This window comes from Agrobacterium tumefaciens (genome assembly GCF_017726655.1).
Classification (GTDB): domain Bacteria; phylum Pseudomonadota; class Alphaproteobacteria; order Rhizobiales; family Rhizobiaceae; genus Agrobacterium; species Agrobacterium tumefaciens_B.
Genome location: NZ_CP072308.1, coordinates 1,398,993 through 1,424,307, shown reverse-complemented (window position 1 = coordinate 1,424,307; position 25,315 = coordinate 1,398,993). Strand labels below are relative to the sequence as shown.

Sequence of the window (25,315 nt, the reverse complement as noted above, 5' to 3'; positions counted from 1 at the left end):
CGATGTCTGGCGAAGTGGGACGGACGGCTGGAAGGGTTTCAATGAAGACGATGCAGGGTAATGCGCAGGGTTTGGGCATGTTTCGCACGGTTGTTGGCGTCACGACGATAGGCGTGCTGCTGGGCGCCTGCACCAGCCCGACCTACGGAACGGGCAAGACGGCGGCCGAACAGCTCGTCGACGACCTGGGCAACGCAACCTCGATCACCGGCGACCAGAGCAAGCGCAACCTGAAATATGGCCCGCGCCCCGGCCTCGTCGTTCCCGCCCAGGCCCGCGCCGAACAGCTGACCACACCGCAGCAGAACATGGCCAACCGCGAAAACAACCCGCAATGGGTCGAATCGCCGGAAGAAACCCGCGAACGTCTGCGCGACGAGGCGGATGCCAACAAGAACAACCCGCATTACCGCTCGCCGCTGCTTGCAGGCAACGGTACGGCCGGTCAGATGACCGAAAGCCAGAAGTGGGAAGCCTTCCGCAAGGCCAAGGCCGAAGCACAGGGCGGTTCCGTCGTCAACGCACAGCGCAAGTTCCTGACCGATCCGCCGGCTGAATATCGCAGCGTTCCGCAGGATCAGCTGACCGATCTCGGCGAACCCGAGCAGAAGAAGGAAAAGCGCCGCAAGAAAGAAGCGGCTGTTGCGGGCACCGGCAAGAGCTGGTGGAACCCCTTCCAGTAAAGACAATGGCGGCCTGCGGGCGATTTGATCCTCCCGGAGGCTGCTTAGTCGTCGAGACGTTTCTCGCGAAAAAACTGCCGCAGGATGTCTGCGCTTTCGCTTTCCGCCATTCCTGAATAGACATCGGGCGCATGGTGGCAGGTGGGTTGGCTGAAGAAGCGAACGCCGCTCTCCACGGCGCCGCCCTTCGGGTCCCGTGCGCCGTAATAAAGTCTGCGGATACGGGCAAACGAGATCGCCGCGGCGCACATGGTGCAGGGCTCCAGCGTCACGTAGAGATCGGCATCGGTCAGGCGTTCCTGTCCCAATGCCTCGCAGGCCATGCGGATCGCGGCGATTTCGGCGTGCGCCGTCACATCATGCAATTCTCGGGTACGATTGCCGGATTTGGCGATCACGCGCCCGTTCAGAACCACGACCGCGCCGATCGGAACCTCATTCCGCTCAGCCGCGGCACGGGCTTCCGCCAGCGCCAGTTCCATGAAATGCGTCCTTTCGGCCATTGCGTTTCAATTTCCTCTTAACCCTTGTGCTTGGACCTGATAGGACAGCCCAAACAACAGGCAAACAGCAAATGACTTTTAAAGACAAGCCGAAGCGTGACGGCGGCAAGACATTTAGCCGCGACAAGAAGCCCAAAGGCCCAGGCAAGCCGGCCGCACAGCGCGACGCCAAGCCCGCCGAGGCAAAGGCAGCCCCGCTGCCGGAAACCGTTGGTGGCTCCAAGCCCGAGCGTATCTCCAAAATCATGGCACGCGCCGGTGTGGCCTCGCGCCGCGACGTCGAGCGCATGATCATGGAAGGCCGTGTGTCGCTGAACGGCGTCAAGCTGGACACGCCCGTCGTCAACGCCACGCTGTCGGACAAGATCGAAGTGGACGGCATGCCTATCCGTGGCGCCGAGCGCACGCGGCTGTGGCTCTACCACAAGCCCGCCGGTCTGGTGACCACCAATTCCGACCCGGAAGGCCGCCCGACCGTCTTCGATAATCTTCCCGCAGAGCTGCCGCGCGTGCTCTCCATCGGCCGCCTCGATATCAACACCGAAGGCCTGCTGCTGCTCACCAATGATGGCGGTCTCTCCCGCGTGCTGGAACTGCCGACCACCGGCTGGCTGCGCCGGTACCGCGTGCGGGCCCATGGCGAAGTGGATCAGGCAGCGCTCGACAAGCTGAAGGAAGGCATTGCCGTCGATGGCGTGCTCTACGGCGCAATCGATGCCACGCTCGATCGCACGCAGGGTCACAATGTGTGGATCAGCATGGGCCTGCGCGAAGGCAAGAACCGCGAGATCAAGAACGTGCTCGGCGCGCTTGGTCTTGAGGTGAACCGCCTGATCCGCGTATCCTACGGCCCGTTCCAGCTCGGCGATCTGCCCGAAGGCAAGGTGCTCGAAGTGCGCGGCCGCATGCTGCGCGACCAGCTGGGCCCACGCCTGATAGAACAGGCTGGCGCCAATTTCGACGCGCCGATCTACAATAATGCCACCGAAGACGAGGACGACAGTGCGCCGAAGCGGCCCGTGAAGTCCGAATGGGCAAAGAGCGACGCGCCTGCTGGCAGGGAGCGGTCCGACAAGGGCGGCAAGTCCGAGGATCGTCGCGAAAAGGCGCTCGGCCGCCTCGACACCAAGCGCGGCGACAAGCCCGCCGGAAAATTTGGCGCGAAACCTGCGGGTAAGTTCGGCGCGAAGGGCCGCAACGAGGATGAGGGTGACGACCGCCGCCCACGCCAGCCCGCTGGCACGAGCCGCACGGCGAATGTCTGGATGGCGCCCGGTGCAAGGCCGACGCGTGATGGCAAGGAGCGCAAGTCTTCCGCCCGCGCGGAGGCCGAAAGCCTGTTCAAGAAACCATCTGCGCAGGATGAAGCCCGCCGCAACGTCGTGCGACATGCGGATGCCGAAGGCGAGTGGATCCGCTCCGACTCCCCGCGCGAAGAAGAAGGTGGCCGCGGACGCGGCGACCGTCCGCGCGGCGAAAAGAGTTTTGGTGATCGTGGTGGACGCGGCGGAAAGTCTTTTGGCGACCGTCCCTTCCGTGACCGGCCACGCGAGGATGGCGACCGCCCGCGCGGTCAAAAGAGCTTCGGCGACCGTCCGGCTCGCGGTGACAAGCCCTTTGGCGACCGGCCGTTCCGTGACCGCCCGCGTGAGGACGGCGACCGTGATCGCCCCCGTGGCGAAAAGAGCTTTGGTGACCGCACCGCCCGTGGTGAAAGACCTGCCGGTGACCGCCCCGCCCGTGGTGAAAGACCTGCCGGTGACCGCCCCTTCCGCGACAGGCCCCGTGAAGACGGTGATCGTCCGCGCGGCGCGCGCCCGGCCGGCGACAAGCCCCGCGGTGGCAAGCCGGGGGGCAAGCCAGGCTTCGGCAAGCCGTCTTTCGCCAAGTCGGGCGAGCGTGGCGAGCGTTCTGGTTTCTCAGGCAAGAGCAAAGGCCCCGGTGGCCCCGGTGGCGGCAAACCGGGCGGCAAAGGCCCGGGTGGCAAACCTTCTGGAGGCAGGGGAATGACACGTAATGCGGATCGTAGGCGGTGAGTTTCGCGGCCGCACATTGGCCGCGCCGAAATCGAATTCCATTCGTCCGACCATCGACAGGACAAGGGAAAGCCTCTTCAACATTCTGAGCCACGCCTATCCGGAAACTCTTGACGGCACGCGCGTCCTGGACGTTTTCGCCGGAACGGGTGCGGTTGGGCTGGAGGCGCTGTCGCGCGGCTGTCGCGTGGCGCTGTTCGTCGAGAACGGCGTCGAGGGCAGGGGCCTTCTGTGGGAAAACATCGATGCGCTCGGCCTGCATGGTCGCGCCCGTATCTTGCGGCGTGACGCCACCAAGCTCGGCGGCGTCAACAACATCGAGCCCTTCGATCTTCTTTTCGCCGATCCGCCCTATGGTCACGGCCACGGCGAAAAGGCGTTTGCGGCGGCCCATACCGGCGGCTGGCTGAACCCCGGCGCGCTTGCCATATTGGAAGAGCGCGGCGATGTGGCAGTCAATGTCGATCCGGCGTTCAAGCTGCTCGAAAGCCGCATCTTCGGCGACACGAAAATGCATTTCTACCGCTACGAGCCCTGACGGGACACGCCCCGTCAGTCACGGTCTTGTCTTGTTTGCGCAATAGGCAGAACCCTTACCGTGGTAAACTTCTGGGGTGTTTTGCATGGATCAGGCTGGCAACGAGGGGATCACGATCGTCAGCGCCGGAGAAGAGGTTCCCGGGCGCGACGGTCAAAAAGGCCATGAGCCGACATTCGGACTGGCGCTCGGCGGCGGCGGCGCGCGCGGCATCTGCCATATCAATGTCGTCGAGGCGCTTGACGAACTCGGCATCCGGCCGGTCGCAATCTCCGGTTCTTCCATCGGGTCCATCATCGGCGCGGGCATGGCTGCCGGCATGTCAGGCCGCGACATCCGCGAGTACACGCTCGAACTCATGGGACGCAAGGGCTCCGTCGCCAACCGGCTCTGGAGCCTGGGTCCCGCTTCGATGCGCCACGCAGCCCATGGCTTTCGCTTCGGACAGTTCAATCTCGAACTTATTCTTCACGCCTTGATGCCACAGGCGTTGCCGAAGGAGTTCTCCGAACTCGCCATTCCGCTGAAAGTCATAACAACCGATTATTACGCCCAGACCGAAGTGGTGGTCGAAAGCGGTGAGATCATTGAGGCGCTGGCGGCCTCAGCCGCCATTCCGGCGCTGTTCATGCCGGTTCGTATCGACGGTCGCATCATGATCGATGGCGGCATCTTCAATCCGGTCCCCTATGAGCATCTGCTTGACCACGCCGATATCGTGATCGGCGTTGATGTCGTCGGCGGCCCGGAGGGGGATGGAACCACCATGCCCAGCCGATTGGAAAGCCTGTTCGGCGCCAGCCAGCTGATGATGCAGGCGGCGATTGCCCTCAAGCTCAGATTGCGCCCGCCACACATTTTCCTGCGCCCGCCGGTGCACCGCTTCGGCGTGCTGGATTTTTTGAAGTCGGAGGAGGTACTGAATGCTTCGGCCGGCATCAAGGATGATCTGAAACGGCAGATCGAGATGCAGGTGGAGCTGTTTCATCGCGGGCAGGGCGTGGAGGCTTGAATAATCGCTAAGAACGGGCGGGTGCTGCGCGTTTCTTCTCCCCGTTGGGGGGAAGAAACAAGCGGCGTGCTCCCAAATATCGCCGCGAAGTTCATAGCGAAACTTCCGTTTCGCTATCCTCCGCATCCTCGTCTTCCTCCCGCCTTTCCGCCTTGTTCTTCGGTTTCATCAGCGGCTCCGGCTTCACCTCGCGCACAGGCTTGTTGTGCAGCATCTGCCGTCCTGCCGCGAGGCCTTCGACCGCTTGCAGTTCCAGCCGCTGTTCATCGCGTTCACGAATGTCGTCGGCGATGGCGAGCGCCCTTTCGCCGTCCATGTCCAACCCTTCCAGAATGCGCCTGCCGAACAGAAGACCTGATTCCAGCGTCTCGCGGATTTCATATTCAACGCCCCTTTTTCTGAGGTCGAGCGAATGAATGCGGTCATAGGAGCGGACGTAAAGACGCACGCTTGGAAACTCCGACTGGATCATGTCGATGATGCGGTCGGTCACGTCCTTTTTATGGGTGCAGACCGCCACGAGATCGGCCCGTTCAATCCCCGCGGCGATCAACACGTCCTTGCGGGTGCCATCGCCGAAAAAGATACGGAAGCCGAACCGCGAGGCCTGACGTACGCGGTCGGCCGAACTGTCGATGACGGTCACGTCGCGACCGCCGGCAAGCAGGATCTGTGAAGCAATCTGGCCGAAACGGGAAAAGCCGATCATCAGCACATCCGCGCCCGCGCCATCGAAATCCTCCTCAAGCTTGTCTTCCTCCGCGTCCTCCGCCGTCAGACGCCTGGAAATCACCGCCAGAAGCGGTGTTAGGGCCATGGAAAGCGTGACCACGGCGACAAGGATCGAGGCGGTTGCCTGCGGGAATAAACCCGACGCGGCAGCCGTCGTGAAAAGCACGAAACCGAACTCGCCGCCCTGCGCAAGCAGCAGGGCAATGCGGCTCGACGCATAGCGCGACGAGCCGGCGATCCGACATACCCCATAGATCAGCGCGCCCTTGACCGCCATCATGGCTGGCACGGCGATGAGGATGAGGGCCAGATGCTCCCAGACGATATGGATATGCAACGACATGCCGACAGCCATGAAGAACAGCGCTAGAAACAGGCCACGAAATGGCTCGATATCCGCTTCCAACTCGTGGCGATAGGATGATTCAGACAGCATCAGCCCCGCCAGCAGCGCGCCCATGCCCATCGACAGGCCGACCATTTCCATGATGGCCGCTGCACCGATGACGACAAAAAGGGCTGCCGCAATCATGACCTCGCGTGCGCCGGTGCGGGCGATGATCTGGAACATGGGGGTGAGAAGATACCGCCCGGCAAGGATCATTCCGGCCACCGCGACGACGGAGGCGATGAGATCGGACACCATCGAATCCGTCGGCACATCGGGCCGGTTGGAAAGAATGGTGACGAGCGCCAGCAGCGGCACGATGGCAAGATCCTGAAACAGCAGGATTGAAAAGGAGCGGTTGCCGTGCCGCGTGTTCATGTCGCCGTCATCTTCGAGAATCTGCAGCGCAAAGGCCGTGGAGGAAAGCGCAAGACCGAACCCGGCCACCACGCTTCCGCGCCAGTCGATCAGCCCTGCCCACCACGCGATTGCCGCCAGCGCGCTGCCGGTCACCAGCACCTGCGCCAGCCCCAGCCCCAGAATGTCGCGCCGCATCTGCCAGATGCGCGATGGCTTGAGTTCCAGCCCGATGATGAAGAGCAGGAAAACCACGCCGAGTTCGGAGACGTTGAAGATGTCCTTCGCATCCGTGACCAGATGCAGGAACGGTCCGATGATGATGCCGGCCACGAGATAGCCGAGCACAGTCCCGAGGCCCAGCTTGCGGAAAACAGACGCCGCAATGACCGCACCGGCCAGAAGCAGCAGAGGTTCGGAAAAGAGAGCGTCGTGCTCGGTCATGGTGGCGGACTTTCGAATAAGGCGGCGACAACGCGGTGCTGAAGGAGAAAGCGGCGTTTCGCCCTTGATGCGGGGTTGCTGGCACAATAAATGGAACAGGAATGAAAGGCCAACTCATGTCCTCAGAAATAGATTCTTCCAAACTTCTCGATCGCGCCAGCGAACTTGTCGATCTTGCCCGCGCCGCCGGCGCCGATGAGGCGGATGCCGTTGTCGTCCGCTCCCGCTCGCAATCGGTCGGGGTGCGGCTTGGCAAGGTGGAAAGCACCGAATCCTCCGAAAGCGACGATTTTTCCCTGCGCGTCTTTGTCGGCCGCCGGGTGGCGAGCGTTTCGGCCAATCCGGGCTTCGACCTGAAAACGCTGGCCGAGCGGGCTGTCGCCATGGCGAAGGTTTCGCCGGAAGACCCCTTTGCCTGTCTTGCGGACAAGGAACGGCTGGCGACATCCTATGACGATCTCCAGCTTTTCGACGCGACGGACGTTTCGGCGGATCAGCTTCGGGAAGCGGCCCTTGCTGCGGAAGAGGCGGCCCTCTCGGTCAAGGGCGTTAGCAATTCTTCGGGCGCGGGTGCATCGAGCGGTATGGGCGGTCTCGTACTCGTCACCTCGCATGGCTTTGCCGGCAGCTACATGGGCAGCCGCTTCAGCCGTTCGGTCAGCGTCATCGCTGGCGAAGGCACAAAGATGGAGCGCGACTACGATTTCGACAGCCGCCTTTATTATGCCGATCTCGATGCAGCCGAAGAGATCGGCCGCCGCGCCGGTGAAAAAGTCGTACGGCGCGTCGGCCCGCGGCAGGTCGATACCGGCAGCAACATCACGGTGGTCTTCGATCCGCGGATCGCGCGCGGGTTTGTAGGCGCAATCGCCGGTGCCATCAACGGCGCTTCGGTTGCCCGCAAGACCAGCTTCCTGCGCGACAAGATGGGCCAGCAGGTGCTGAAAAAAGGCCTTTATCTCACCGACGATCCTCAGATCGTACGTGGTCCTTCATCCCGTCCTTTCGACGGCGAAGGTGTGCGCGGCGAAAAAATGACGATGATCGAGGACGGCGTTTTGAAGCACTGGTTTCTCTCCACCTCGACCGCGCGCGAACTCGGCCTTGAAACAAACGGTCGCGGCGTGCGCGGCGGCACATCGGTCTCGCCCGCCTCGACCAATCTCGCGCTCGAACCGGGCGACTTGTCGCCAGAGGATTTGCTGAGCCAGGTCGGATCGGGCTTTTACGTCACAGAACTCATTGGCCACGGCGCCAATATGATCACCGGCGAATATAGCTGCGGCGCAAGCGGCTTCTGGATCGAGAACGGCGAAAAGACCTTCCCGGTCTCCGAAGTCACCATCGCCTCCAACCTGAAGGACATGTTCATGCGGGTCACGCCGGCCAATGATATCGACCGCAAATATGGCGTAGCGGCCCCGACGCTTGCCATTGAAGGCATGACGATCGCGGGCAAGTGACGCGGCCTGCGGGTTGTTTTCGCCGGCACTTTATGTGCAAGTGCGAAGGGAAAAACGGGCGCGCCGTTTGAGGCGCGCGGAAAAGACGGCAAGATGAACACTATGGCTGAGGCCCGCTGGGCCTCCGATCTGAGATTGGTGCTTGAAGCCGCCCGCAAGGCGGGCGAGACGGCGCTGGGTTTTTTCCGCAAGGACCCCGAGGTTTGGTGGAAGAATGGCGGGCTTTCGCCCGTCAGCGCGGCCGATTATGCCGCCAATGAGATTCTCGAAACCATTCTGCGCGCCGCCCGGCCTGATTACGGCTGGCTTTCCGAAGAGACGGATGACGATACGGACAGGCTGGCGCGTACGACGGTCTTCGTCGTCGATCCCATCGATGGCACGCGCGCCTTCATTAACGGCAGGGACACGTGGTGCATCAGCGTTGCCGTGGTGCATGAAGGGCGACCGGTGGTGGGCGTGCTCGTCGCACCGGCGCTGTCGGAGGAGTTCGCCGCGATAGAAGGCGGTTTGGCGATGAAAAACGGCAGCCCCATCACCGCGAGCCTTGGCAATGCCGGCCCGTTTCACCTCGCCGCCGCCGCAGAAACGATCACGCGGCTGCCGGAAGCGATGCGCAATAACGTCGAGCGCGTCCCGCATGTGCCGTCACTGGCCTATCGACTGGCCATGGTGGCGGATGGCCGCATCGACGGAACACTGGTTTTGCCGAACTCGCACGAGTGGGATCTGGCCGCCGCCGATCTGATCCTCGAACGCGCCGGCGGCCAGCTTGCGGGGCTCGACGGGAAACCGCTGATGTATAATCGCCGCCAGGTGAACCACCCCGCCTTGTGCGCCGCAGCAAATTATGCGCTGCCAGCACTTTTGAAAGCGTTTTCACATCCGTCTGACGGTTGACGTTTGGCGGGAAATCCCGCAGATGAAGGCCTCTCTCAGAATTCAAGAAAGAGATAAAGATATGACGGAAACTGGCAAACCGAAACAACTGCTGCACCTCGTTTTCGGCGGCGAACTGGAAAACCTTCAGGATGTTCAGTTCCGGGATTTGAATGCGCTCGACATCGTCGGCATCTATCCGGATTACGCTTCGGCGCTGACCGCCTGGAAGTCCAAGGCGCAGATGACCGTCGATAACGCCCATATGCGTTATTTTATCGTGCATATGCACCGTCTTCTCAATCCCGACGATAAAATTTGAGTCCTTTTGCCCTTGCGTTGTAATACTATTGGGTGAAGGCGGGCCTACCCGTGATTCCTGCTTGAGACGGCAGGACACGGTATTGCGACACGAGAAAATGTGATCGCGCTTTCGTTTCCGATGACAAAAAATGACGCAATTTGAGAAGAAGTAGGCGGCGATAACAACAGCACAGGGGCAGGGCATTGCGCGGAATGATCAAGGACAGAATGTCATGAGCAGCCGTATCGCACGTTTCGCTCTCTCCGGTTACCGTATTGCCGGTATCGCCGCTTACCCATTCGCCAAACCCTATCTTTCCTATCGTGCCGCCAAGGGCAAGGAAGACAAGCGCCGCCGGCTGGAGCGTTTCGGTTACGCCAGCGCCGAGCGCCCGCGCGGACCGCTCGTCTGGTTCCACGCCGCAAGTGTCGGCGAAACGCTCGCCCTCATCCCGCTGATCCGCGAAATCCGCAAGCGCGATATTTTCGTTCTCCTCACCACGGGCACGGTGACGTCGGCCGAACTTACACGGACCCGGCTGGGGGACGATGTGATCCACCAATATGTGCCGCTCGATATCAAGATTGCCGTCAACCGTTTCCTGACTTACTGGGCACCCGATGCTGCCATCACGGCTGAGTCCGAAATCTGGCCGGTGACGATGATGGAACTGGAGCGTCGCCACATTCCGCAGATCCGTGTGAACGCGCGTCTCTCGGACCGGTCCTTCGACCGCTGGAACAACCGTCACGATATTGCTGAATCGCTGTTTTCCAAGTTGGCGCTCGTGGTGGCGCAATCCGATCTCGATGCCGAACGTTTCCGCGATCTCGGCTCCTGGCCGGTGGTGATTTCGGGAAACCTTAAGGGCGATACGGACCCTCCGCCCTGCGATGACGCGCTTCTGGAGACCTATCGAAAACAGATCGGTAGTCGCAAGACATGGGCGGCGATCTCGACCTTTGACGGCGAGGAGAAGGCGGCGGCCACCGTGCATGCGGCTATCAAGTCCCGAAACGGCCAATTGACCATCATCGTGCCACGCCATCCCGAGCGTGGCGATGAGGTGGAAGCGATGTTGAAGGCGATGAACCTGTCGGTCGCCCGCCGCAGCCGGAATGACGCCATCACCCCTGAAACCGATGTTTTCCTTGGCGATTCCATCGGCGAAATGGGGCTTTACCTTCGTTTGACCGAACTTGCCTTTGTCGGCCGCTCCCTGACGGCGGAGGGCGGGCAGAACCCGCTGGAGCCAGCCATGCTCGGCTGTGCCGTTCTTTCCGGCGCGCATGTGCAGAATTTCCGCGAGGCCTATCAGAAGCTCATCCGGGCCGGTGGCGCGCGCATCATCCGGGATGTCGAAATGCTGGCCAAGGCGGTGCATTACCTGCTGGTCAACGACAATGAGCGTTACAAGATGATCGATGCCGGCAACCGCGTCATTCAGGATATGCGCGGTGCGCTTTCCCTGACCGTCAAGGCTCTTGAGCCCTATATCAATCCGCTGACGGTCTCGGCCAAGTTGCAGCCACGGAGTGCCATCGGTTCATGGTAGCGGATATCCAACTTGACCCCGCACAATCGATTGCCGCTGTGCTTTTCGACAAGGACGGCACGCTTCTAGGCTACGATGCGAGCTGGGGTCCGGTGAACCGGGAACTGGCGGCGATTGCAGCCAGGGGCGATCCCGCGTTAGCCGACAGACTTCTTGTCGCCTGCGGCATGGACCCCGTGACTGGCCATGTCGTGCCTGACAGCCTACTCGCCGCCGGCAATACGGCGGAAATCGCCGCCGGTCTCGTTGCCGCCGGCTCGCCTTGCGATGTCGTGGAACTGACGGCTCGTCTCGACCGGTTGTTCACGGAGGCGGCGGATAAATCGGTGCCCGTCACCGATCTCAAGGCGTTTTTTGCAAGGCTGAAGGCGCGAGGTTATAAGCTCGGCATCGCCTCCAGCGACAATGAAAATTCCATTCGACAGACCGCCATTCGCTTTGGTTTTGAAGGCGATATCGATTTCGTGGCGGGTTATGACAGCGGTTACGGCACCAAGCCGCAGCCCGGCATGGTCCTCGGCTTCTGTGAGGCGATCGGTATCGCTCCCGACCGCGTGGCCGTTGTCGGCGACAATAACCACGATCTCCATATGGCAAAAAACGCCGGCGCGGGTCTCAGGGTCGCCGTTCTCACCGGCACCGGCTCGCGCGAAAGCCTGGGGGCGGATGCCCATTATTGTTTCGATGACATCACCGGGCTTGAAGCGCTGCTGCCTGAACGGGCTGTTTAAGACGGGAACCGCCCGTCTCTTCCGTCATTCCGGCCTTCAGCCGGAACCCACCAAGATTAAGTCTTGGGCTGAAAAGACTCTTCTCGCCGCGCAGACGCGTCCGGATGGATTGCGGCTCAGGGCCGGAATGACGGAGAGCTTTTTGCAATTTACGGTTTTTTCTGGCAAACAACCTCCCAGACGTGGAATGGCGAACGGAATGCCGTGGGCGATGCGGCCGGGAGCGGGAATAGATGGTTTCTGAAGCGCCGCCCTTCTGGTGGCAGAAAGCAGGCTGGCAGGCATGGCTCCTGTCACCTTTATCGCTTCTTTATGGCAAGGTCGCCGGCCGGCGCATGCGGACGGCAAAACGGGCAAGCGTTCCCGTCCCGGTCATCTGCATCGGCAATTTCACGGTTGGCGGGGCGGGGAAAACGCCGACCGCGATCGCCGTGGCGCGGGCCGCGCTCGCGAGGGGAATGAAGCCTGGTTTCCTGAGCCGCGGTTATGGCGGCACGCTTGATGTGACCACGCTTGTCGATGCGCAGCACCACCGCGCCGCCGATGTCGGCGATGAGCCGCTTCTTCTGGCGCGCGAGGCGGTGACGGTCATTTCACGCAGACGCGTGGAAGGTGCCCGCAGGCTTGTGAAGGAAGGCGTCGATCTTATCATCATGGACGATGGTTTCCAAAGTGCACGGCTCACGCTCGATTATGCGCTTGTGGTGATCGATACGGTGCGCGGCATAGGCAATGGCCATCTTGTGCCGGGCGGTCCGGTGAGAGCGCCGCTTGCCGAGCAGATGCGGCAGATGACCGGACTGCTCAAAGTGGGCAAGGGCCATGCCGCCGATCCGCTGGTGCGGCAGGCGGCAAAGGCCGCCAAACCCGTTTTTGTGGCCGCAATTACGCCGCAGGAGCCGGAAGATTTCCGGGGCAAGCGCGTGTTGGCTTTTGCCGGTATTGCCGATCCCGGCAAATTCTATCGCACGGTCGAGGCGCTCGGCGGGGAGATCGTGCAGAGCCGCTCCTTCCCCGATCATCATCATTTCAGCGACGATGAAATTGACGATCTTCTGAAGGATTCCGAAAAACAGCATTTGCAGCTGGTCACGACCGCAAAGGACGCGGTGCGGCTGCGCGGACACCACGGCCGGGCCGAGGAGCTTCTGTGGAACAGCCAGGTGATCGAAATCGACATGATGTTCGATGATCCCAACGCGGCTGGCACGATCATCGAAACGGCGGTGGCACACTGTCGCGCCCGGCTGCTGCAGGAAAATGCGCGGACGTCATTTTAAGAGATTGTCGAAGGTCCGGAAACCGCTTCTGCGTCTTGCTCGGGCCTGTCCCGAGCATCTGAACCTATCGATTTATACGACATCGGCAGCTCTTCGGCACACGGCCGGGGATGACGTCAAGTGAGGGTGCCAGCCGCCTTTGAAACTGCACCTGAGAACGCCGCTTTAAAGACGGAAACGCGTCAGCACGCCGGTTTCGACCTATGCCGGAAGACCCCGGTCTTTCTTTTCAGCCTCCAGCGAAGCCGCCGCATCCAGATATGCCTCCTGCCGGGCGACGCTCCAGTAGCGCAGCTCGTCGAGCGGGATGGTTTTGCCTGTCACGGCGCAGATGACATGCGAGCCGGTCTGGACGATGCGGAAGTCACCGTCGAGATATTCGATGACGGCAGGGCGGTTTCCGCCTCCCTCAAATCTGTTCATCCGTTTTCGTCTCCTGCTCTGTCCTGTCAGGGCACCCAGTCCGAAACGGCGCAGCGTTCTCCTGAACAATCCGGATGCTCCAATATCTGAATTTATATAGGCCGGGGCGGCTCAAGGCCAGCCCTGACGCCCTTGCATTTGAGAAGGCGTCAGCTTCGACCGAAGAGCCGTTCTATATCGGAAAGTTTCAATTCGATATAGGTCGGCCGGCCATGATTGCACTGGCCGGAACCTGGCGTGTTTTCCATTTGCCGCAGCAGGGCGTTCATCTCCTCCGGCCGCATGCGCCGGCCGGAGCGGACGGAGCCGTGGCAGGCCATGGTGGCCGCGACATATTCCAGCTTGTTCGCAAGCGTGGAAGCGGCATCCCATTCGGCGATCTCATCGGCAAGCTGGCGCACCAGCCCTTGCACATTGACCTCTCCCAGCATGGCGGGCGTTTCCCTGACAGCAACAGCGCCCGGGCCGAAACGATCGATGACGAGGCCCAGTGCATCGAAACCGGCCGCATGCTCCATCAGCCGGTCGCAATCTTCCTCGGGCAGGTCGATGATTTCTGGAATGAGCAACACCTGGGAAGCCGGTCGTTTCGCGTGCAGCGCCGTGCGCATCTGCTCGAACACAAGCCGCTCGTGGGCGGCGTGCTGATCGACGATGACAAGGCCGCTCTCCGTCTGCGCGATGATGTAGTTTTCGTGCAGCTGCGCCCGCGCGGCCCCAAGCGGGAAGCGCGCCGGCTCAGGAGCTGTGGCCGCAGCCTCGTACATTTCCTGTGGCTCCGCCCGCGCGGTGGGCATGGTCATGTCGTAAAAGCGCGACTGGCCCGCTTCCGCAAACTGCATGTTGCCGGAAACGGGAAGCGGCCTTGAGGGCGATGTGGTCGCGGACCATGATGCGGTTGCGGCCATGGCGGGGGAGGGTCGCAGGCCCGAGGGACTGTAGCCCGGGCGGAAGGCATTCATCATCTGGCTCGCCCCCGTCGTTGCAGCCCTGTCGCCATCGCGCGTCAGCGCCTGGCGGATCGCGCCGACGATCAGCCCCCGTATGAGGCCTGGATCGCGAAACCGCACGTCAGATTTCGCCGGATGCACGTTCACATCCACAAAAGCGGGATCGAGCGTGATCGACAGCACCGCGACCGGGTAGCGCCCATGCGGCACGGTTTCGGCGTAGGCGCCGCGAATGGCGGATAAAAGCAGCTTGTCCTGAACCGGGCGTCCGTTGACAAAGACATATTGATGCGCGGAGTTGCCGCGGTTGAACGTGGGAACGCCGGCATAACCGGTCAACGTCACATCCTCACGGCCCGCATCGATTTCAATCGCATTATCCTTGAAGTCGGCACCGAGAATCTGCGCCATGCGGGCGAGGTGGTCGTCTCCCGTCGAGGGGATTTCGAGCGTCGACCGATCCGTACCTGACAGCACGAAACGAATATGCGGGAAGGCGATCGCCATGCGCTTGACGACTTCCGTGATGGCCGCGGCCTCGGCGCGTTCGGTCTTTAGGAATTTCAGCCGGGCAGGGGTGGCGAAAAACAGATCGCGCACCTCAACGATGGTGCCTGCATTGGAGGCGGCCGGCCGTACATCCGAAACCTTGCCGCCGGTAACCGAAATCACCGAGCCCTGCTGCGCGCCCTGCTGCCGGCTCGTGATCGTCAGCTTGGCGACCGAACCGATGGAGGGCAGGGCCTCGCCACGAAAACCGAGGGTGCGGATATCGTCGAGATTGTCGGATATTTTCGAGGTGCAGTGCCGCCTGACCGCAAGCTCCAGATCGGCCGGCGACATGCCACAGCCATTGTCGGTGATCCGCACGAGGCCCTTGCCGCCGCCAGCCGTTGCAATCTCGATGCGGGTGGCGCCCGCGTCAATAGCGTTTTCGACAAGTTCCTTCGTGGCGCTGGACGGTCGTTCGATGACCTCTCCGGCGGCGATCTGGTTGATGAGAGTTTCTGAGAGCTGCTTGATGGCCATGATCATCATTTTCGCGGATTCGCCACAGCTTCGAAAGGGGAAAACCGGACCGGGACAGGTTTTCACCTGTTTTGCGGCATCTCATTCTTATAGTCGGGAGGGCTTAAGCGTTAATCCGCCTTTAATCGGCCTCGATTATGGTGAGCCGGCTTGAAATGACCGCAGGAACGGGGCCGCCTTCATCTGGCGGTGTGTGACGTCGACTTTGGGTGAGCGTCATCTTCCCCTCAAGACTGCTTCAAGTGGCAAACCCTGATGTCCTCTTTTTCGGTTCATCCCGGCAATCGCTCCTGGCGATTCCTCCAGAAACATAGGCCTGACCCCTGAAAAACAGGCGGGAGTTTGCAGTTGAGTGATTTGGCGTCCTCTGGCGCGGGCGTTCATACGTTGATGCTTGATGCCCTTTGCGACGCGCTTGGCGCGGCGGTCGTCGTTTGCGACCGCAATGATCACATCCTGTTTGCCAGCCGGAAGCTTCTCAGTTTCTTTCCGCTCGAAGAGGCCGTCATCGGTCCGGGCGCACGTCTGCGCGACTATCTGAACGCCCTTTACGATTGTTATCTTGTCGAGGCCGACAGCCTCCATGCCAATGCCCGCCAGCTGGGACGTGAGGAGTGGATCGGCGAACGACTGGCGCTGCACTGGAAAGAACGGTCGGAAAAGACGGAACGGCTGAAGGGGGAGCGGTTCTTACGCTTCGTCATGAACCGCCTGCCATCCGGCCTTGGCATCAGCGTTATCGCCGATATTTCCGAGCAGAAGAAGCGGGAGGAGCAGTGGCGCATCGATCTCGAGCGCGTCCAGCTGATCGAAGACATCCTCGACAACCTCCCTTTTCCCGTCTTCGTCAAGGATCGTAATCTCGCCTATGCCGCCGTTAACAAATCCGCCTGTGCGCTGGTGGAGACGAGCGCGGAAAGCATTCTCGGCCGCACGGTTTTCGATCTTCACTCGCGCAAGGTTGCCCGCCGGATCGACGCAGCGGATCGCAAGGTGCTGGATAGCGGCATCCCGGCGCTGATCCCGGAAAGGGTGCGGCGCCTGAACGGCGAAGAAGTCCTGGCCATCACCCGCAAGCACCGTGTGGGCCGGGCCGGCCGGTATTTCCTCGTCACGACCATGGAGGATGTGACCGCTCTCGCGACGGTCGATGAGACCGGTACACCCATCATCCCATCGCTGGAACATGTCCCCTTTGTGTCGTCCGTTTACGGCAAGGACGGCGATGTCGACAGCCGAAGCGAGCTTTTAAAGAGCAAGGCTGTCCTGATCGTCTCTGAAAGCGTGGGCTTTGCCGAAGAGGCCGGACGGCAGCTCGCTGCGGGCGGCATGGATCACGCGGCGGTGAGAAGCGAGGATGAGCAACGCGCCTTTATCGATGTTGCGGCCTCTGCCGGTGTCACCATCGATGTGGTCGTCGTTGACGCTCAAATGAGTGTCGCGTGCCTCGATATTGCTGAAGCGCATGGTCTGTCCGTCGTCACGATCGAGCAGGAAGACATCGACGGGTCTCTCCTGCGTGACCTCGCCGCCGCTTTCAAGGCCCTGCCGAAAACGAAGGACGCCGAACAGGATTGGGAGATCACGACCGACGACCTTCCCGACTTTGCAGGCGCAGGTCGGGTGGGCGACGTTCTTCTCGTTGAGGACAACAGGGTCAACCAGATCGTTTTTTCCCAGATCCTGGAAGGTCTCGGGCTCTCCTGGCGGCTGGCGACCACGGGCGAAGAGGCCCTGCGGCTTTTTGCAGAACAACCGCCATCCATCGTGCTGCTGGACACGACGCTTGCCGATATCGACGGCTTTGAAGCTGCCCGGCGGATGCGCGGACTGGGCGGCGACAGGCATATTCCCATCGTTGGCGTCATCACCCACGCCTTCGACGGAGATCTCGATAAATGTCTCGCCGCGGGCATGGACGACATGCTGCTGAAACCCGTGAGCCCGGACATGGTTGAAGCCATTTTCCTGAAGCTGATCGGCGAGGACGCCCTGCGGCTGCACGCCTGAGAATTCCGTTCTTTCAAGGCTATGGCTTTTTTAATACTTGCCCTGCATTGTGTGCGCGTCGACACAGGATTCACGAGATGCAGGAATGAAACGGGCAGAGCCGCAGGCGTTGCAGGTCAGCCAGAATGAGCTGCAGGCCATGGCCTATAGCGATCCGCTGACGGGGCTCGGCAATCGCTACCGCCTGCGGGACAAGATCCGCATGCTTGCGAGCGAACGGTCCAGCGATCCTGCGCCCTTTACGGTCGGTATTGCCAATATCGACGGTTTCAAACCCATCAACGATCTTTTCGGCGTTCAGGCGGGCGATGAAATCCTTTGCCAGGTGGCGCACCGGCTAAAGGCCTGCATTCCCGATGGTGCCATCGTAACGCGCCATGACGGCGACGAGTTTGCCTTCGTGCTGCCGCTGGTTTTCGAGCGCACCGGCGCGGAGCGCATCGGCAACATGATCAAGGACGTGCTGTCGGCCCCTTACGATCTCGGCGACCGCAATGTCCGCCTGTCATCGTCTTTCGGTTTTGCCATCTATCCCTTCGCCGGCGATGAATTCGAGGATCTGCTGAAAAGCGCCGAGACCGCGCTCTACCGCTCGAAACGGCGCGGCCGTGGCCAGATCACCGTCTATTCGCGGGAAATCGCGCAGGAAATGAAGCGCGCCACGCAGCTGGAGCAGGCGCTCAGAAACGCCATCATCACCGATGCGATCGACGTGCATTTCCAGCCCATCGTCCGGCTGGAAGAAGCGAAGGTTATCGGGTTCGAGGCGCTCGCCCGCTGGAACGATCCGGACCTCGGTTTCGTATCGCCTGCCGTTTTCGTTCCGCTCGCCGAAGAACGCGGTTTCATCGATGCACTTTCCGAGACGCTGCTCAGGAAGGCGGCCGAAGCGGCGCTGTTCTGGCCGCGTGAGCTTTTTCTCTCCTTCAACCTGTCTTCGGCGCAGTTGATGGACCCCAGCACGGCGGACAATATCCTGTCCATTCTCGCGCGTGTGGGGCTCGATCCGCACCGGCTGGAGCTGGAAATCACCGAAACGGCCGTCATGACCTCGGCCGATACCGCCCAGCGCATCATCAGCGAGCTACAGGGGGCGGGCGTGCGCATCTCGCTCGACGATTTCGGCACCGGCCAGTCGAGTCTTGGCCGGCTGCGTGACTTTACCTTCGACAAGGTCAAGATCGACCGCGCCTTCGTGTCCCGCATCAGCAGTGACCGTCCTTCCGAACATATCATCAAGGCCATCGTTGCGATGTGTGAGGGGCTTGATCTCGAAGTGGTGGCGGAAGGGATAGAAGAGCGGGCGGAAGAGGAAAAACTGCGCGCGCTTGGCTGCGCTATGGGGCAGGGCTATTTTTACGGTCGCCCTGCCGATGCCGCTGCGACCCAGCGATACCTGCACGAAAACTATCGGGAAATATTGTCGGATATCTCCTGAGATGGTTTGCATCGGGCATTCGCTGGGATGCGCAATGCCCGATCTTCCCTCAGAGTTTGTAGAGCGGCTCGAACCTGCCCTTGACGTCGACACCGAGTTCGAAGGTCAAGCCGTGCTGCGGATTTTCGGCAATCGCGTCCTCATCGAGATTCTCACGCGCTGATGTGACGAGCAGGCGCGAGGCATCAGGGCCGATGAAGGCGGGGCAGGTGGTCTGTCCGGCAGGCACTTCATATCGTTCAATATGGTTGCCGTTGGCATCATAGCGATCGACCGCGCCTTCGCCCCAGCGTGCGTTCCAGATGTGCCCCTCGGCATCGCAGACCGATCCGTCAACGCCACCATCGGCTTCGCTGGAATCGTTAAAGAGCTCCGCCTTGCCGGTCGGCAGACCGGTCGCGGCATCGAGCGTCACGCGCATCAGCCTGTTGACGTCGGTATCAACGAAATAACCCGTCGCGCCATCGGGCGAGAAGCAGATCGAATTCGGAATGCTGATATCCGAAAACAGCGTTGTCACGGTGCCTTTGGCGACATGATAGATGCTGCCCGCGCCAGTCTCCGCCTTGCGGCCCATGGTGCCGATCCAGAGTGCGCCGGAGGGGTGGACGCGTCCATCATTGGAGCGGTTGCCGGGCATGTCGCTTTCAAGTTCTGCATGCAGGCTCAGCACGCCTGTTGCCGTATCCCGCAGGAACAGGCCGTCATCGGAGGCGATCAGTTGCTTGCTGTCGCTCACCTTCGCAAGCGCGCTTCCCATGAAGGGCAGCGTGTGCACGGTCTTGCGGCCGGAGGCGAGGTGCAACTCATGCAGTTCGCGGCCTATAATGTTGAACCACCAGGCGGTTCCCGTCGCCGGATCGAATGTCGGCCCCTCGCCGAGCAGCATGGGGGTATCGTCAAGAACACGTCCGGTAAACGGAAAAACTGTTGCCACGCTGTTATCCTCCAATGGCTGCATCATAGGCTGACAGGGTGACGGTTGCGCGTTCACGCACGTCGGCAGCCGTCATGCCGGGCTTGTAAAGGCTGGTGCCGAGCCCGAAGGCAGTAATGCCGGCCGACGTGTATTCCGAAAAATTCCTGTCGGAAACGCCGCCGACAGCGGCAATCACCAGATCCTTGGGCAGGATGGTCCTGATCGCGTTGATACCCGCCGGGCCGATGATGCTGGCGGGGAAAAATTTGAGTCCGGTGGCACCTGCCTTTGCGGCCACCAGCGCTTCAGTTGGGGTGAGAACACCCGGCATCGTCACCATTCCCTTTTCACGCGCTGCGGTAATGACCTCAGCATCGGCATTGGGGCTTACCATAAGCTTGCCGCCGGCGGCGTCGAGAGAAGCGACGTCGTCGACGCTGAGGACCGTGCCAGCCCCGATCAGGCAATCCGCCGGCGCCATCTTTGCAGCGATTTCGATGGACTGGAAGGGGTCGGGTGAGTTGAGCGGGATCTCGATGGCGCGGAAGCCGGTCTCGATCAGCGCGCCGACGACGCCTTCGGTTTCCTCGGGTTTCAGGCCGCGCAGAATGGCGATCAGCGGATATTTGATGGACGGAAAGGGAATACGCATGGTCGATCTTTCTTCTTATGGCCAGATGGCATTGGCAGCGGCCAGCAATCCGCGCCGCACGGCGTCGTCGGCGTCAACTACCGTATAGTGGATATCAAGCGTGGTGAAGGCGGCTTCGTAAAGCGCGCCAAGCGCACCGGAACCGATCAGAACCACCGGCGTGTCTCGTGTTGCAGCCGAATGAGCGCCAGCGATTTCCAGTCCGATCATGATGCCGGAGAGCTTGGCTTTGGCGTCCGTGGCGGTGAGGCCGTGCAGCAATTGGCCGGAGCGCAGGGTGAAAAGGCGATTGGTCGCAAGCTGCGGCGTGGCGTAGATGTCGCGGACCGCTGCCGTGAAGGCGGCATGCTCGCCGGTAAAGGCGTCGGCGTCTGCCACCGCATGGGAAAGGATGGTCTGCTTCGAAATGACGTCGAAGAGTTCGCCGGTCATGAAGGTGGCGAATTCCGTCACGCCGCCATCCCGGACGGTAACCCATTTCGAATGGGTGCCCGGCATGCAGACCAGCGCTTCACCCGCCCCGGAGGAGGCGAGGGCGCCGAGCAATTGCGTTTCCTCACCGCGCATCACGTCGGGCGCATCTTTATCCCGTTGCGCCAGCCCCGGCAGAATGCGGACATCCCGCACCTGCTCAGGGACGCGAACCGCGCCATCAAGCACCCGCGAAAGCGATGCCGGCACGTCGATATAGCCGGCTTCAACCCAGCCCTGTCGCGCGCCCGCCATCCCGCAGACGAGAACCGGCAAGCCTTCGGGCGCGCCGATGGCGTCGAGATGCGATTGCAGGACCTCGGCAAAACCGGTCCGCATGGCCGTGGTCATGCCCTCCGAACTTCTGCGTTCTGCCAGCACCGCGCCCGACCGGCTCAGGAGCCAGAGCCGGAAACTGGTCGTGCCCCAGTCGACGGCGATGAAAGCGGGTTCGGACATTATAGGAGGCCTCCGTCTACGATTATGGATTGCGCCGTGATGGCGCCTGATGCCGATGATGCGAGAAACAGGCACGGGCCCGAGAGATCGGCAGCGACGAGCGTGCGCTTCAGGCATTGCCGCGCGGTGGTGGCGGCAATGCCCTCATCCGTGAGCCACAGTTCCTTCTGCCGCTCCGTCACGATCATGCCGGGCAGCAGCGTGTTGACGCGGATATTCTCCGGCCCCAGCCGGCCGGCAAGGCTTTTCGTCAACCCGATGATTCCGGCCTTCGCCGCTGCATAGGACGGCAGTTCGCCCATGTTCAGCAAAAACGAGATTGACGAGAAATTGACGATGGATGCGTCCGCCGCCTGTCTGAGATAGGACAAAGTGGCCTGGACGGTAAAGAACATCTGTTTGAGATTGACGGCCTGATTGGCATCCCAATAGGCTTCCGTCACGGCGTCTATGTCATGACGATCGTCCCAGGCGGCATTGTTGACCAGGACCTTGATTCCATCGGTGGCGGAGGCCGCTGCCTCCACCGTCTTCCCGATCGCCGCTATATCCCGCAGATCGGTTTTGAAAAAATGGACAGGATGCTCGGCCGTCGCCGCAAGCCGCTTGACGAGTGCAACGCTCGGCGCTTCGGCGATGTCAATGAACGAGACCTTCGCGCCCTGCATGGCAAAGGCTTCCACCAGACTTGCCCCGATGCCGGACCCGCCGCCCGTGACCAGCACGCCCGCATCCTTGAGGTCTGGAAATCGGGCTTGTGTCATCGGCATCATCTCATCCAAGAACGCTTGATTGTTCCAATATTCGGAACTAGATTTTAATAAATGGAATTATTCTCTTGGCGTGACCGTCATGTCAAGGCAAATGGCGGTGGATTGTCATGTCCGATCATAAAAACCCCAATGGGCAGGAGGCTGAGGCGGTTCCAACCCCGCGGCAGAAACGCGGGACGGATACCGGCACACTCGGCAAGGCCGTCTCGTTGCTTGAATTGATCGCCTTTGCCGAAAAACCCATGCGCTTTACCGATGTGGTCGACGCCTGCGGCCAGCCGCGCGGCACGGTCCATCGCCAGCTCTCCCATCTTGTTGCCGAAGGGCTTGTCGATCATGCGGCCGACCAGACCTACGCGGTTGGGCTGAGGCTGTTGCAATTGGCCGCAAAGGCATGGAGCGGCAACGACCTGCGCAGCGTCGCGGGTCCGCATCTGTCTGCCTTGCAGCAGGCGACGCAGGAATCCGTCCATCTCGCCGTGTTGAATGGCAATCAGGTCACTTATCTCGACAAGATGGAAGGTCAGCATACATTGCGCATGCACTCGCAGGTCGGCAAAACCTCACCGGTCTATTGCACCGGGGTGGGCAAGGCAGCGCTGTCGCTGCTGCCCGTTGAAGAGCTGACCCGACTGGCGGCGGAACTGGAGTATCACCGCTTCACCGACAATACGATTGTGACGGCTGAAGCGCTCGTTGCCGATGTGGAAGCGATTTTCCAGAACGGTTACGGTTTCGACCTTCAGGAGCATGAGCTCGGAATTCACTGCGTAGCCGCGCCTGTCCGCGCGCCGGGCCGCAACTTCCGGGCGGCGATATCTGTCACTGGTCCCGCCTATCGTGTGGATATCGCCCAGCTTCGACGGTGGGCTCCCCTGTTGCGTCAAACCGCCGATAATATTTCCGCTGATCTTGCCTGCAGATTATCCCCGGTTGCAGGAAATTGAAGAAAACAAGCCGGTCAATCGGCAGACTTGGCTGGTGGAACAGGCCGCAACGCGCTTCACTGACCATCTTCCAATACTATTTCCGACTATTCGAAATTTATTTTCAACTTTCGTTTGCGTGAATCGTTTTGTTGAGTAACATCCGCAACAATTGCCGCGCAAAGGCAGCCTTTGCAGCGGCATTTCTCTTTCTCGAAGAACAGCTTTCATGCAGAAAACAGAGGCGGCAGCCTTAAAGTCGATTGGTGTTGATTGCGTTCGCGAGATCGCTGGCCTTAACACGCAGTTCGATATTTTCCGCTTTTTGAAGCGGCTGACCGAGGCGTGGGAATTCAAGGCTTTCATGGTGCTTGACCTCTCCACCGAGGTTTCGAGCGAATTGTCGCAATACACTGTCATCACAAGCTGGCCGGCCGAACTGCTGCAACGTTATGATGAAGAAGGGGAGTTGCAGCACAGCCGGGTCATGGCGCAGCTCAGAAAATCCACCGTGCCCTTTTCCGTCTCGCTGGAATTTCTGGTCGAAGGCGAGGGGCACGTGCTGAAGAAAAGCGTGGTCGCGCTCTTCGAACGCTTCGAGATGATCAATTCCGTCTGGTTTCCGGTGCATGATGTCACGCTCACACGCGGTGCCGTCTCCTTTTCCGGCAACAAGACGGTGCTGCCCGAGGCGCGGCTGGCCGAGCTTTTTTACATCTCCGCGCATGTCTTTGCCCGCCTGTCCGAGATCCGCCGTCTTGATCTGCGTGTTCCCGAAACATTGAGCGAGCGCGAGATTGACTGCCTGAACTGGACCGCCGCCGGCAAGACCAGTGCGGAGATCGCAGAGATCATGATGTTGTCGGAACACACCATCAATCACTATCTCAATCGAGCCACGAAAAAACTCGATACGGTCAACCGCACCCAGGCAGTTGCGAAGGCCCTGCGCGTCGGCATCATAAAGTAGCGAAACCGTAATTTTTTCATTGTGATAAAGCGCATCTTCGGCGATCCTCCTTCCGAATCACCGGAAAGGAGAAATCGTTGCCGGAACGGCATAGGATTAAAGCGGGATTTTCTCCGACTATCGATTGCGCCGTGCTGATAGCCGCTGCCGAAAAAGGCTTTGCTGCCGATGAAGGCATCGATCTTGATCTCTACAGACAGCCCTCCGCCTCCACTGTGCTGTCGGCACTCGGCAGCGACGACATCCATGTTGCCCACCTTCCCGCACCGGTGCCCGTCGGCTCCGCCGCTGGCCTCGATGATCTGCCGGCCAATATCGTCGGCGTTTTCACGCTCTCCCTTGGCGGATCGGCAACGACCGTTTCCCATGATTTTTACGACGAGCTGTATCGTGAGGGGTTGAAGCTGCCCGATCCCGGCGCCTTCGGACGAGCCATGGCCCGCGTCTGTGCGGCGCGCCGCACGGAGGGTAGAAAGCCCCCGGTTTTTGCCGTCGAAGACATTGTTTCGACGCCGCTTTACACTCTTCGATATCTGCTTGGCAGCTATGGCGTGCTGCTCGGCCGCGATATGGAAATCGTTGAAGCCTTGCCCAAGGCCATGCCGGGACTGCTGGAAAGCGGCGAGGTCGATGCTCTCTGCGCGGCAGAGCCGGCAGGCAGCGCCGTGGTGCTGGGGGGGAACGGCCGCATTGTTACGACGGGGGCGCTGGTCTGGCACAACGCCCCCGAAAAGATACTGGCGGTGAAAACGCCATGGGCGGAAAACAACGCTGCTGTTCTGGAAGCCCTGCTGCGCGCGCTGTACCGTGCCGGCGAATGGTGTGCGAATACGACGAATATCGAGGAACTCGCCGGCATTCTGGCCGCCCCGCAATATCTCGATGAAAATGGCGAATATCTGCTGCCGGCACTGACGGGCTATATTTCCACCTCGCTCAAGGACATGCAGCGTTTTCAGGAGTTTTTCGTCACCAGCGCCAAGGCTGCCAATTTCCCCTGGCAAAGCCAGGCCCTCTGGTTCTTCAGCCAGATGGTGCGTTGGGGCGAGGTCTCGGCCGATTACCGTAAAGATGCAGCCATGGTCGAGGCAGCCCGCAACGCCTATCGGCCGGATATTTTCCGCAAGGCCATGAAGCCGCTCTTCGTGCCGGTGCCCGGCGCCAATTTGAAGCTGGAGGGAACCCTGAAGGAACCCGTTCACGTCGGCGCATCCCGCACGGGCCTCGTCCTCGGCCCCGACTGTTTTTTTGACGGCCGCGTCTTTGATCCTGAAAGGCTGGCGATGGACGACGAAATCTGAAACCGCATCGGTAAGTCGTCACGAATGCGTCGCCATGACGCTTTGCCATTGGCGAAGCGCCAAGGCTTGTCTATGGATGGCACGCAATA

23 protein-coding genes are annotated in these 25,315 nt (G+C 61.0%); 15 read left to right on the top strand and 8 right to left on the bottom strand.

Going from position 1 to position 25,315, the window contains the following annotated elements:
- Window positions 1-41 precede the first annotated feature (41 nt).
- Window positions 42-683, top strand: a complete 642-nt coding sequence (locus AT6N2_RS07155; protein WP_063947710.1) for a hypothetical protein — start codon at window positions 42-44, stop codon at window positions 681-683.
- Between the two features lie 44 nt (window positions 684-727).
- Here the strand turns inward: AT6N2_RS07155 and AT6N2_RS07150 are convergent, their stop codons facing one another.
- Window positions 728-1,186 (bottom strand): nucleoside deaminase, encoded by a 459-nt coding sequence (locus AT6N2_RS07150; RefSeq protein ID WP_063947711.1) that lies wholly within the window; start codon window positions 1,184-1,186, stop codon window positions 728-730.
- Window positions 1,187-1,257: 71 nt separating this feature from the next.
- Here AT6N2_RS07150 and AT6N2_RS07145 point away from each other — a divergent pair, with 71 nt between their 5' ends.
- The 3 genes from AT6N2_RS07145 (at window position 1,258) to AT6N2_RS07135 (ending at window position 4,772) form a co-directional block, all read left to right on the top strand.
- Window positions 1,258-3,222 carry a pseudouridine synthase gene (locus AT6N2_RS07145; protein WP_209089531.1) on the top strand — a complete coding sequence of 655 codons (1,965 nt, stop codon included), beginning with the start codon at window positions 1,258-1,260 and terminating at the stop codon, window positions 3,220-3,222.
- On the top strand, window positions 3,203-3,760 hold the full coding sequence (gene rsmD / locus AT6N2_RS07140) for a 16S rRNA (guanine(966)-N(2))-methyltransferase RsmD (protein ID WP_209089528.1): 558 nt from the start codon (window positions 3,203-3,205) through the stop codon (window positions 3,758-3,760). The genes AT6N2_RS07145 and rsmD overlap by 20 nt, the downstream gene beginning before the upstream one ends.
- Before the next feature lie 85 nt (window positions 3,761-3,845).
- Window positions 3,846-4,772, top strand: coding sequence for a patatin-like phospholipase family protein (locus AT6N2_RS07135; protein ID WP_209089526.1), 927 nt, complete (start codon window positions 3,846-3,848; stop codon window positions 4,770-4,772).
- A gap of 91 nt (window positions 4,773-4,863) precedes the next feature.
- On the opposite strand, the gene AT6N2_RS07130 is transcribed toward AT6N2_RS07135, so the two are convergent.
- On the bottom strand, window positions 4,864-6,693 hold the full coding sequence (locus AT6N2_RS07130) for a monovalent cation:proton antiporter-2 (CPA2) family protein (RefSeq protein ID WP_209089523.1): 1,830 nt from the start codon (window positions 6,691-6,693) through the stop codon (window positions 4,864-4,866).
- A 116-nt stretch (window positions 6,694-6,809) separates the two neighbouring features.
- Between AT6N2_RS07130 and AT6N2_RS07125 the strand changes: the two genes are divergently transcribed.
- The 6 genes from AT6N2_RS07125 (at window position 6,810) to lpxK (ending at window position 12,905) form a co-directional block, all read left to right on the top strand.
- A complete protein-coding gene (locus AT6N2_RS07125) occupies window positions 6,810-8,156 on the top strand; it encodes a TldD/PmbA family protein (RefSeq protein ID WP_144575682.1) in 1,347 nt (448 codons plus the stop codon).
- A gap of 93 nt (window positions 8,157-8,249) precedes the next feature.
- The gene (locus AT6N2_RS07120; protein WP_063947716.1) at window positions 8,250-9,056 is read left to right on the top strand and encodes a 3'(2'),5'-bisphosphate nucleotidase CysQ; all 807 of its coding nucleotides are present in this window, start codon (window positions 8,250-8,252) and stop codon (window positions 9,054-9,056) included.
- Window positions 9,057-9,117: 61 nt separating this feature from the next.
- Entirely contained in the window at window positions 9,118-9,357 is a 240-nt protein-coding gene (locus tag AT6N2_RS07115; protein ID WP_006313175.1) for a DUF4170 domain-containing protein, read from the top strand.
- 214 nt (window positions 9,358-9,571) lie between these two features.
- Window positions 9,572-10,894: a lipid IV(A) 3-deoxy-D-manno-octulosonic acid transferase gene (waaA, locus tag AT6N2_RS07110; RefSeq protein ID WP_063947717.1), complete on the top strand. Its 1,323-nt coding sequence runs from the start codon at window positions 9,572-9,574 to the stop codon at window positions 10,892-10,894.
- Window positions 10,888-11,625 (top strand): HAD family hydrolase, encoded by a 738-nt coding sequence (locus AT6N2_RS07105; protein WP_209089521.1) that lies wholly within the window; start codon window positions 10,888-10,890, stop codon window positions 11,623-11,625. Before waaA ends, AT6N2_RS07105 begins: the two co-directional genes overlap by 7 nt.
- Before the next feature lie 233 nt (window positions 11,626-11,858).
- Entirely contained in the window at window positions 11,859-12,905 is a 1,047-nt protein-coding gene (gene lpxK, locus AT6N2_RS07100) for a tetraacyldisaccharide 4'-kinase (RefSeq protein WP_209089519.1), read from the top strand.
- Window positions 12,906-13,106: 201 nt separating this feature from the next.
- On the opposite strand, the gene AT6N2_RS07095 is transcribed toward lpxK, so the two are convergent.
- Complete coding sequence (locus AT6N2_RS07095) at window positions 13,107-13,328, bottom strand: DUF2093 domain-containing protein (RefSeq protein WP_144575676.1); 222 nt, start codon at window positions 13,326-13,328, stop codon at window positions 13,107-13,109.
- A gap of 149 nt (window positions 13,329-13,477) precedes the next feature.
- A complete protein-coding gene (mutL, locus tag AT6N2_RS07090) occupies window positions 13,478-15,307 on the bottom strand; it encodes a DNA mismatch repair endonuclease MutL (RefSeq protein WP_209089518.1) in 1,830 nt (609 codons plus the stop codon).
- 390 nt (window positions 15,308-15,697) lie between these two features.
- On the opposite strand from mutL, the gene AT6N2_RS07085 reads away from it, so the two are divergent.
- Window positions 15,698-17,317: a response regulator gene (locus tag AT6N2_RS07085; RefSeq protein WP_186376736.1), complete on the top strand. Its 1,620-nt coding sequence runs from the start codon at window positions 15,698-15,700 to the stop codon at window positions 17,315-17,317.
- Between the two features lie 85 nt (window positions 17,318-17,402).
- Window positions 17,403-18,755 carry a putative bifunctional diguanylate cyclase/phosphodiesterase gene (locus AT6N2_RS07080; protein WP_144575670.1) on the top strand — a complete coding sequence of 451 codons (1,353 nt, stop codon included), beginning with the start codon at window positions 17,403-17,405 and terminating at the stop codon, window positions 18,753-18,755.
- 49 nt (window positions 18,756-18,804) lie between these two features.
- Here the strand turns inward: AT6N2_RS07080 and AT6N2_RS07075 are convergent, their stop codons facing one another.
- Genes AT6N2_RS07075 through AT6N2_RS07060 form a run of 4 tightly spaced genes read right to left on the bottom strand, consistent with a single transcriptional unit; the run spans window position 18,805 to window position 22,026 of the window.
- Window positions 18,805-19,692 (bottom strand): SMP-30/gluconolactonase/LRE family protein, encoded by an 888-nt coding sequence (locus AT6N2_RS07075; RefSeq protein WP_209089517.1) that lies wholly within the window; start codon window positions 19,690-19,692, stop codon window positions 18,805-18,807.
- Between the two features lie 4 nt (window positions 19,693-19,696).
- Window positions 19,697-20,326 carry a 2-dehydro-3-deoxy-6-phosphogalactonate aldolase gene (locus tag AT6N2_RS07070; RefSeq protein WP_144575666.1) on the bottom strand — a complete coding sequence of 210 codons (630 nt, stop codon included), beginning with the start codon at window positions 20,324-20,326 and terminating at the stop codon, window positions 19,697-19,699.
- A gap of 15 nt (window positions 20,327-20,341) precedes the next feature.
- Window positions 20,342-21,256, bottom strand: coding sequence for a 2-dehydro-3-deoxygalactonokinase (locus tag AT6N2_RS07065; protein ID WP_209089516.1), 915 nt, complete (start codon window positions 21,254-21,256; stop codon window positions 20,342-20,344).
- A complete protein-coding gene (locus AT6N2_RS07060) occupies window positions 21,256-22,026 on the bottom strand; it encodes an SDR family NAD(P)-dependent oxidoreductase (protein ID WP_209089515.1) in 771 nt (256 codons plus the stop codon). The genes AT6N2_RS07065 and AT6N2_RS07060 overlap by 1 nt, the downstream gene beginning before the upstream one ends.
- A gap of 110 nt (window positions 22,027-22,136) precedes the next feature.
- On the opposite strand from AT6N2_RS07060, the gene AT6N2_RS07055 reads away from it, so the two are divergent.
- From AT6N2_RS07055 to AT6N2_RS07045, 3 genes are all read left to right on the top strand, one after another.
- Window positions 22,137-22,976, top strand: a complete 840-nt coding sequence (locus AT6N2_RS07055) for an IclR family transcriptional regulator (protein WP_209089514.1) — start codon at window positions 22,137-22,139, stop codon at window positions 22,974-22,976.
- 208 nt (window positions 22,977-23,184) lie between these two features.
- Window positions 23,185-23,925, top strand: a complete 741-nt coding sequence (locus tag AT6N2_RS07050; protein ID WP_063947727.1) for a helix-turn-helix transcriptional regulator — start codon at window positions 23,185-23,187, stop codon at window positions 23,923-23,925.
- A 77-nt stretch (window positions 23,926-24,002) separates the two neighbouring features.
- Window positions 24,003-25,226 carry a CmpA/NrtA family ABC transporter substrate-binding protein gene (locus tag AT6N2_RS07045; protein WP_063947728.1) on the top strand — a complete coding sequence of 408 codons (1,224 nt, stop codon included), beginning with the start codon at window positions 24,003-24,005 and terminating at the stop codon, window positions 25,224-25,226.
- Window positions 25,227-25,315: the final 89 nt, after the last annotated feature.

Coding starts and splice junctions, on each gene's coding strand:
- rsmD (WP_209089528.1), top strand. CDS start 3,203: ATGCGGATCGTAGGCGGTGAGTTTCGCGGCCGCACATTGGCCGCGCCG.
- AT6N2_RS07050 (WP_063947727.1), top strand. CDS start 23,185: ATGCAGAAAACAGAGGCGGCAGCCTTAAAGTCGATTGGTGTTGATTGC.
- AT6N2_RS07085 (WP_186376736.1), top strand. CDS start 15,698: ATGCTTGATGCCCTTTGCGACGCGCTTGGCGCGGCGGTCGTCGTTTGC.
- mutL (WP_209089518.1), bottom strand. CDS start 15,307: ATGGCCATCAAGCAGCTCTCAGAAACTCTCATCAACCAGATCGCCGCC.
- AT6N2_RS07055 (WP_209089514.1), top strand. CDS start 22,137: ATGTCCGATCATAAAAACCCCAATGGGCAGGAGGCTGAGGCGGTTCCA.
- AT6N2_RS07115 (WP_006313175.1), top strand. CDS start 9,118: ATGACGGAAACTGGCAAACCGAAACAACTGCTGCACCTCGTTTTCGGC.
- AT6N2_RS07155 (WP_063947710.1), top strand. CDS start 42: ATGAAGACGATGCAGGGTAATGCGCAGGGTTTGGGCATGTTTCGCACG.
- lpxK (WP_209089519.1), top strand. CDS start 11,859: ATGGTTTCTGAAGCGCCGCCCTTCTGGTGGCAGAAAGCAGGCTGGCAG.
- AT6N2_RS07070 (WP_144575666.1), bottom strand. CDS start 20,326: ATGCGTATTCCCTTTCCGTCCATCAAATATCCGCTGATCGCCATTCTG.
- AT6N2_RS07130 (WP_209089523.1), bottom strand. CDS start 6,693: ATGACCGAGCACGACGCTCTCTTTTCCGAACCTCTGCTGCTTCTGGCC.
- AT6N2_RS07135 (WP_209089526.1), top strand. CDS start 3,846: ATGGATCAGGCTGGCAACGAGGGGATCACGATCGTCAGCGCCGGAGAA.
- AT6N2_RS07095 (WP_144575676.1), bottom strand. CDS start 13,328: ATGAACAGATTTGAGGGAGGCGGAAACCGCCCTGCCGTCATCGAATAT.
- AT6N2_RS07145 (WP_209089531.1), top strand. CDS start 1,258: ATGACTTTTAAAGACAAGCCGAAGCGTGACGGCGGCAAGACATTTAGC.
- AT6N2_RS07105 (WP_209089521.1), top strand. CDS start 10,888: ATGGTAGCGGATATCCAACTTGACCCCGCACAATCGATTGCCGCTGTG.
- AT6N2_RS07060 (WP_209089515.1), bottom strand. CDS start 22,026: ATGCCGATGACACAAGCCCGATTTCCAGACCTCAAGGATGCGGGCGTG.
- AT6N2_RS07080 (WP_144575670.1), top strand. CDS start 17,403: ATGAAACGGGCAGAGCCGCAGGCGTTGCAGGTCAGCCAGAATGAGCTG.
- AT6N2_RS07120 (WP_063947716.1), top strand. CDS start 8,250: ATGAACACTATGGCTGAGGCCCGCTGGGCCTCCGATCTGAGATTGGTG.
- AT6N2_RS07150 (WP_063947711.1), bottom strand. CDS start 1,186: ATGGCCGAAAGGACGCATTTCATGGAACTGGCGCTGGCGGAAGCCCGT.
- AT6N2_RS07065 (WP_209089516.1), bottom strand. CDS start 21,256: ATGTCCGAACCCGCTTTCATCGCCGTCGACTGGGGCACGACCAGTTTC.
- waaA (WP_063947717.1), top strand. CDS start 9,572: ATGAGCAGCCGTATCGCACGTTTCGCTCTCTCCGGTTACCGTATTGCC.
- AT6N2_RS07125 (WP_144575682.1), top strand. CDS start 6,810: ATGTCCTCAGAAATAGATTCTTCCAAACTTCTCGATCGCGCCAGCGAA.